Genomic DNA, 7,611 nt, shown 5'->3' with positions numbered 1-7,611 from the left:
CGTGACGCCCCACTCCACCCGGGCCAGCACCACCTGCCAGTGCGGCGCCGTGCCGAGCCCCGGCAGCAGTACCGGCGCGGCCACCCGCAGCCGGGCCGCGATCTCGGCGGGCGGCGCGCCCGACTGGACCAGCTCCAGCACCTCCTGGGCGAGCCTGCGCCGCACCGTGCGGGAGGCGTTCCGCCGGTCGCGCTCGACCGCGATCAGCTGGGTGACCCCGTAGAGCAGATCCAGCCGCTCCTCCGGCCATTCGTCGGCGTCCGCGCCGACCGCCAGCACCCAGTCGGACAGCACGGTCTCGCGCACATCGTCGCCGGGGTCACCGCTGCGGATGGGGAAGAGGGAGTACGTCATGCCGTCCGCGGCGGTCAGCCGGTGCGGGCCGCGCCGCCCGTCGCGCCGGGCGGCCAGTTGCTCGCCCGCCAGCTGGGCGCGTACCGCCGTGGGCGGCTCCGCGGCCGCCCCGGCGGCGGTCGGGCCCGCGATCCGGCGGCCGGTGGGGGAGAGCACCCACGCGGTCAGGTCCAGGTCCGAGCGGAGCAGGTCCAGGACCACCTCGGGGCCGCCGCCCGCGGGCCCGGACGTCATCAGCCGGCGGTGCCGGTCCACGACCGCGGCCAGATCCCCGGCCCGCTCACCGGAGACCTGGCGCACCACATGCTCGGTGATCGTGGCGAACGCGACGTCCTCGACCACGGAGAACAGCGGCAGCCGATGGCGGCCACAGGCCAGCACCAGATCCTCGGGCACGGCGCCCAGCTCCGCCTCGCCCGCCGCGAGACCCGCCACCCCGGCCGCCGCGAGGATGCGGACGAACCGCTCGGAGTCCTCCGGCTCACGCCGCCAGGCGAGCCCGGTCAGCACCAGCTCGCCACCCGAGAGATAGCGGCTGGGGTCGCGCAGATCGGTGGTCATCACGCCGCGCACGGTGCGGTCCAGCTCGTCCTCGCCGCCGAGCAGACGCAGCCCCAGGGTGTCGTTCTCCAGCAGTGCGCGCAGCCGCATGTGATGCCAGCCGATCTTGTTCCGTGTTGCCGGTCGAATACCGCGAGGTTTCCGGTCCCCGCCGTTCGTTCGAATCTACAAGACCTGCCCCCTGGCCAGCCAATTGCTTCATGTCTTTGGTGACTGCACCATGTGGCCCACACCTCGGTCTACTGGCGTTGAGCCGTGTGCAGAGTTCTTGGAGGACGCCCCGCGCGTGGTGAGCCAGGTATCGGCAGCCACGTGCGGGAGCCCCCTCCCCACGATGCCGACGCCGACGATTCGAGAAGAGAGACCCATGGACTTCCTGCGCCCCGCCGGCTGGGAGGAGGCGCTCGCCGCGAAGGCCGAGCACCCCACCGCCGTGCCCATCGCGGGCGGCACCGATGTGATGGTCGAGATCAACTTCGATCACCGGCGGCCCGAGTATCTGCTCGATCTGACCCGCGTCGCCGAACTGGCCGAGTGGGAGACCACCGACCGTACGGTCCGGCTGGGCGCGGGCGTCCCGTACACCCGGATCATCGAGGAGCTCCGGACCGAGCTGCCGGGGCTTGCGCTCGCCGCGCACACCGTCGGCTCACCGCAGATCCGCAACCGTGGCACCGTCGGCGGCAATCTCGGCGCCGCCTCGCCCGCCGGGGACGCCCACCCCGCGCTGCTGGCGGCCGGGGCCGAGGTGGAGGTGGCGTCGGTGCGCGGCACCCGGCGGATCCCGGTCGAGGAGTTCTTCACCGGGGTCAAGCGCCATGCCCTGGAGCCCGATGAGCTGATCCGGGCGGTGCACATCCGACGAGCGGACGGCCCGCAGCAGTTCTCCAAGGTCGGAACGCGGAACGCCATGGTGATCGCGGTCTGCGCCTTCGCCGTCGCGCTCCATCCGCGCACCCGCACCGTGCGCACCGGCATCGGATCGGCCGCGCCCACGCCGGTACGAGCCCATGAGGCCGAGGAGTTCCTGGGCGCGGCGCTGGAGGAGGGCGGCTTCTGGGACAGCGGCGCGCCCCTCGACCCGTCGGCCGTCCGGCGCTTCGCCGAGCTGTGCGCCGGGGCCTGCCGCCCGATCGACGACGTACGCGGCACCGCCGCCTACCGCCGCCGCGCGGTGGGGGTCATGGCGCGCCGCACGCTCGGCTGGACCTGGGAGGCGTATCGCGAGGGAGAGGGGAGGACCGCACAGTGCGCGTGAACATGAAGGTCAACGGGCGGCCGTACGAGGCCGATGACGTCTGGGAGGGTGAGTCCCTGCTGTACGTGCTGCGCGAGCGGCTGGGGCTTCCGGGTTCCAAGAACGCCTGTGAGCAGGGCGAATGCGGTTCCTGCACGGTCCGCCTGGACGGGGTGCCGGTGTGCGCCTGCCTGGTGGCGGCGGGGCAGGCCGAGGGGTGCGAGGTGGTCACCGTCGAGGGACTCGCGGACCACGCCCGGCAGCGGTCCGCCGCGGAAGCGGCTGGGGCCGTCTGTCCCGGGGAGCGTGAGGTGGGCCGCTCCGACGAGCCCGCGGCGGGTCGCCCTGGGGAGTCTGCGGCCGTCCGCCCCGATGAGCCCGCGGCGGGCCGCTCCAGGGAGCCGGAGGCGGTGCGCCCCGGGGACGCCGAGGCAGGCCGCTTCGGGGAGCCGGACGCGGTCCGCCCCGGGGTGCCCGAGGCGACCCGTCCGGGGGCGCCGGGGGCGGCCCGCCCGGGGAAGCCCGAGGTCGGCCGCCCTGGGGAGTCCGCCCCGCTGGCGCCGGTCCAGCAGGCGTTCATCGACGCCGGCGCCGTCCAGTGCGGCTTCTGCACCCCCGGACTGCTCGTGGCCGCCGATGAGCTGCTGGAGCGCAACCCCGACCCCTCCGACGCCGACATCCGCGAGGCGCTCTCCGGCAACCTCTGCCGCTGCACCGGCTACGAGAAGATCCTCGACGCGGTCCGGCTCGCGGCCGCCCGCACCGGGGAGGCGGTCTGACCGTGGCAGCCGACCGCACCGCCAGTGCCCCCACCACCCTCACCCAGGCCACCGGCGCCACCCGGGGGACCGTCGGTGAGTCCACCCTGCGCCCGGACGGCACCCTCAAGGTGACCGGCGAGTTCGCGTACTCCTCGGATCTGTGGCACGAGGACATGCTGTGGGGCTTCACCCTCCGCAGCCCGTACGCCCACGCCGCGATCCGGTCCATCGACACCGCCGGGGCGCTCGCCCTGCCCGGCGTGTACGCCGTCATGACACATGACGACCTGCCCGCCGGGACCCACTACGGCCTGGAGATCCGCGACCAGCCCGTGCTCGCCAAGGACCGGGTCCGCTTCCACGGCGAGCCCGTCGCGATCGTCGCCGCCGACCACCCCGAGACCGCGCGCCGCGCCGCCGCCCTGATCGCGGTGGAGTACGAGGAGCTGCCGCTGGTCGTGGACGAGGCCACCGCCACCGCACCGGACGCCCCGCTGCTCCACCCCGGCCGCCGGGACCACCACGCGTCCCACGTGCCACACCCGAACATCGTGCACCGCCAGCCCATCCGGCGCGGCGATGTCGCCGCCGCCCGGGCCCGCGCCGATGTGGTGGTCCGCCGGGACTACGAGGTGGGCATGCAGGACCAGGCGTTCCTCGGCCCGGAGTCGGGGCTCGCGGTGCCCGCCGAGGACGGCGGGGTGGACCTCTACATCGCCACCCAGTGGCTGCATGTCGACCGCGACCAGCTCGCCCCGGTCCTCGGACTGCCCGCCGACAAGGTGCGGCTGACGCTCTCCGGCGTCGGCGGGGCGTTCGGCGCGCGCGAGGACCTGTCCATGCAGGCCCACGCCTGTCTGCTGGCGCTGCGCACCGGACGGCCCGTCAAGATTGTCTACAACCGGTACGAGTCCTTCTTCGGCCATGTCCACCGCCACCCCGCCAAGCTCACCTACGAACACGGCGCGACCCGCGACGGCACGCTGCTCTACGTCCAGTGCCGCATCGTCCTGGACGGCGGCGCGTACGCCTCCTCCTCCCCGGCGGTGGTCGGCAACGCCGCCTCCCTGTCCATCGGCCCCTACGTCGTGGAGAACGTGGACGTCGAGGCCATCGCCCTCTACTCCAACAACCCGCCCTGCGGAGCGATGCGCGGCTTCGGCGCCGTCCAGGCGTGCTTCGCCTACGAGGCGCAGATGGACGCGGTGGCGGCCGAACTCGGCCTGGACCCGGTGGAGTTCCGGCAGCGCAACGCCATGTCGCAGGGCGCCACCATGCCCACCGGGCAGGTGGTCGACTCCCCGGCCCCGGTCGCCGAGCTGCTGCGCCGCGTCAAGGCGCTGCCGATGCCGCCCGAGCGCGCCTGGGAGGCGGCGGGCGGCCCGGTGGACGTACGGGCCCTGCCGGGCGGGCTGTCCAACACCACCCACGGCGAGGCCGTGGTGCGCGGGGTGGGCTATGCGGTCGGCATCAAGAACGTCGGCTTCTCCGAGGGCTTCGACGACTACTCCACCGCCCGGATCCGGCTGGAAGTGATCGGCGGCGAGCCGGTCGCCCTGGTGCACACCGCGATGGCCGAGGTCGGCCAGGGCGGGGTCACCGTGCACGCCCAGATCGCCCGCACCGAGCTGGGTGTCGACCGGGTCACCCTCCACCCGGCCGACACCCGGGTCGGCTCGGCGGGTTCCACCTCCGCCTCCCGCCAGACGTATATGACGGGCGGCGCCGTCAAGCACGCCTGCGAGGCGGTCCGGGCGGAGGTGCTGCGGCGGGGCCGCGAACGGTTCGGCGCCTCCCACCCCGCGTGGGCGGAGCCCGAACGGCTGCGGCTGGAGGACGGCAAGGTGGTCACCGACGGCGGCGAGGTGATCGGCCACCTCGCCGGGATCCTCGGCGACCAGGCGATCGACCTGGAGCGGGAGTTCCGGCACCGGCCGACCGAGCCGTTCGATCTGCGCACCGGACAGGGCTTCGGCCATGTGCAGTACTCCTTCTGCGCCCATCGCGCGGTCGTCGAGGTGGACACCGAGCTGGGCCTGGTCAAGGTGGTCGAGCTGGCGGCCGCGCAGGACGTGGGCAAGGCGATCAATCCGCTGTCGGTCGTCGGGCAGATCCACGGCGGTTCGACGCAGGGGCTGGGGCTCGCCGTGATGGAGGAGATCGTCGTCTCGCAGGACGGGGCGCGGGTGCGCAACCCGTCGTTCACGGACTATCTGATCCCCACCATCCTGGACACCCCGGCCATGCCGGTGGAGGTGCTGGAGCTGGCCGACGACCACGCCCCGTACGGGCTGCGCGGCGTCGGCGAGGCGCCCACGCTCTCCTCCACCCCGGCCGTCGTCGCCGCCATCCGCGCCGCCACGGGCCTCCCCCTGAGGCGCGTGCCCGTCCGCCCGGAGCATCTGACCGGCACCTGAGGGCAGATTTCGCGGACCCGGCGCGTTGACGCGAATATAGGCGGCCTGCACATGGCCGTCCGAGGAGCTGATCACCATGCTGGACATCGCCGCCGAGCTGCACCGCTGGTGCGCGGAGGGCCGGGATTTCGCCGTCGCCACCGTGGTCTCCGTGGGCGGCAGCGCACCCCGCCTGCCCGGCGCCGCGCTCGCCGTGGACGCGGAGGGCACGGCGGTCGGCAGCGTGTCCGGCGGCTGTGTCGAGGGCGCGGTGTACGAGCTGTGCCAGGAGTCGCTGCGCACCGGCGAGAGCGTACGGGAGACCTTCGGCTACTCCGACGAGGACGCCTTCGCGGTCGGCCTGACCTGCGGCGGGATCATAGATGTCCTGGTCAGCCCGGTTCGGGCGGCCGACCGTGAGCTGCGCCCGGTGTTCGCCGCCGCGGCGTCCGCCGCCGCCGGGGGCAGGACGACCGCGCTGGCCCGGATCGTGGACGGCCCGCCCGAGCTGCTGGGCCGCGCCCTGCTCGTCGGCCCGGACGGCGGCTGGGACGGCACCCTGGGCGGCCACCCCGAGCTGGACCGTACGGCGGCTGCGGAGGCCCGCGCCCTGCTGGACGCCGGGCGCACCGCGACCGTGGAGATCGGCGCCGAGGGGAGCCGCTGCGGGCGGCCCGTCACGCTGCTCGCGGAGTCCAGCGTGCCGCCGCCGCGCATGATCGTCTTCGGGGCGGTGGACTTCGCCAGCGCGCTGGTGCGGATCGGGAAGTTCCTGAACTACCACGTCACGGTCTGCGACGCCCGTCCGGTCTTCGCGACCGAGCTACGCTTCCCGGACGCCGACGAGGTGGTCGTCGACTGGCCGCACCGCTATCTTGACCGGACCGAGGTGGACGGCCGCACGGTGCTGTGCGTGCTCACCCACGACCCGAAGTTCGACGTCCCGCTGCTGGAGCGGGCGCTGCTGCTGCCCGTGGCGTACGTCGGCGCGATGGGCTCCGCGCGGACCCATCGGGACCGGCTGCGGCGGCTGCGCGAGGCCGGTGTGGGCGAGCCGGAGCTGGCCCGGCTGCGCTCCCCGATCGGGCTGGACCTCGGCGCCCGTACGCCCGAGGAGACCGCGCTGTCCATCGCGGGCGAGATCGTCGCGAACCGGCGGGGCGGCAGCGGTACGCCGCTGACGGGTGCCCGGACCCCGATCCACCACGACACCCGGGCGCCCTCGGACCGGATCGGCTCGGTCGCCTGAAATGCCGTAGAACGCCGTAGAACGCCGTCGCCCGACATCCGTAGACCTGAAATCACATCAGATCACAGAAGGATCGTCTGACATAAGGCCACTCCTGAGCGGGAAAAACCCTCTGCCATCTGGCGGAGGGTTCATTTGCCGGGTGCCGGTTTCTGAGTGAGAGTCAGAAACCGACCTTGGTCCTGCCGCCCCCTGGAGTGCGCACGTGCGTAAGAGACGCAAGATCCTCACCGTGTCGACGGCCGTCGTGGCCGCGGCCACCCTGCCCCTGTTGATCAGCCCCGTGGTGAGCGCGGCCGTGCCGGAGGACAACGACGAGTCCTCGCGCCTGGCCCGCCTCTACACCCCGCCGCCCGACCGGGACTCCTACCGCCAGGTGGCCCGGCTCGCCTGGCGGGGCGACTTCCGTGACTCCGCCGGGCTCCTCGCCATGGTGCGGACGCCGCACGCGGTCTGGTACGGGGACGAGACCCCGGAGCAGGTCACGCGGCTGGTCCGCCGGACGACGCGGAGCGCGGGCCTGCAGGGGAGGCTGCCGGTCCTCGCCCTCTACAACATCCCGGGCCGTGACTGCGGCAGCTACTCGAGCGGGGGAGCCGACGGCCTCGCCGCGTACCAGGCGTGGATCGACGCCGTCGCCGAGGGCATCGGCGACCGTAAGGTGATGATCGTCCTCGAACCCGATTCGCTGGCGCTGCTGCCCTCCGACTGCGCCGACGCCTCGAACGCCGAAGAGACCGCCGTCGAGTCGCAGCAGCCCGAGCAGACCGCCGTCGGGGAGCTGCCCGCCGCCGAGACATCGCCCACCGAGCTGCCGCCGCTGCCCGACGCCGGCGCCTCCACGGCCCCGCCCGCCGCATCGGCCGCCTCCGGCACCGGCCAGGAGGGCGCGCAGCCCACGGACCCGAATCCCGCCGACCCGCAGCCCACGGACCCGAATCCCGCCGACCCGCAGTCCACGGACCCGAATCCCGCCGACCCGCAGTCCACCGACCCGCGCCCCGACGCCTCCGAGCTCCTGGCGCCCATGCCCCCGGAGGCCCAGGAGGCCGC

Annotated in this window: 6 protein-coding genes; 5 read left to right on the top strand and 1 reads right to left on the bottom strand. The window is 74.0% G+C overall.

All coding sequences use genetic code 11. The features are described 5' to 3' along the window. On the bottom strand, positions 1-1,005 hold a 1,005-nt coding region (locus GWI24_RS36505), incomplete at its 3' end, for a PucR family transcriptional regulator ligand-binding domain-containing protein (protein ID WP_210950334.1). 277 nt (positions 1,006-1,282) lie between these two features. Between GWI24_RS36505 and GWI24_RS36500 the strand changes: the two genes are divergently transcribed. From GWI24_RS36500 to GWI24_RS36480, 5 genes are all read left to right on the top strand, one after another. Next, complete coding sequence (locus tag GWI24_RS36500; protein ID WP_210950333.1) at positions 1,283-2,173, top strand: xanthine dehydrogenase family protein subunit M; 891 nt, start codon at positions 1,283-1,285, stop codon at positions 2,171-2,173. Then, positions 2,164-2,931: a 2Fe-2S iron-sulfur cluster-binding protein gene (locus GWI24_RS36495; protein ID WP_210950332.1), complete on the top strand. Its 768-nt coding sequence runs from the start codon at positions 2,164-2,166 to the stop codon at positions 2,929-2,931. The genes GWI24_RS36500 and GWI24_RS36495 overlap by 10 nt, the downstream gene beginning before the upstream one ends. A 2-nt stretch (positions 2,932-2,933) precedes the next feature. Beyond that, positions 2,934-5,330 (top strand): xanthine dehydrogenase subunit D, encoded by a 2,397-nt coding sequence (pucD, locus tag GWI24_RS36490; protein WP_210950331.1) that lies wholly within the window; start codon positions 2,934-2,936, stop codon positions 5,328-5,330. 76 nt (positions 5,331-5,406) lie between these two features. Continuing rightward, positions 5,407-6,558 (top strand): XdhC/CoxI family protein, encoded by a 1,152-nt coding sequence (locus tag GWI24_RS36485; RefSeq protein WP_210950330.1) that lies wholly within the window; start codon positions 5,407-5,409, stop codon positions 6,556-6,558. A gap of 205 nt (positions 6,559-6,763) precedes the next feature. Continuing rightward, on the top strand, positions 6,764-7,611 hold an 848-nt coding region (locus GWI24_RS36480), incomplete at its 3' end, for a glycoside hydrolase family 6 protein (RefSeq protein ID WP_210950329.1).

Source organism: Streptomyces sp. MK37H (assembly GCF_018035285.1).
In the GTDB taxonomy this organism is placed as follows: domain Bacteria; phylum Actinomycetota; class Actinomycetes; order Streptomycetales; family Streptomycetaceae; genus Streptomyces; species Streptomyces endocoffeicus.
This window is presented reverse-complemented; position numbering and strand designations above follow the sequence as displayed.

Coding starts and splice junctions, on each gene's coding strand:
- GWI24_RS36500 (WP_210950333.1), top strand. CDS start 1,283: ATGGACTTCCTGCGCCCCGCCGGCTGGGAGGAGGCGCTCGCCGCGAAG.
- GWI24_RS36485 (WP_210950330.1), top strand. CDS start 5,407: ATGCTGGACATCGCCGCCGAGCTGCACCGCTGGTGCGCGGAGGGCCGG.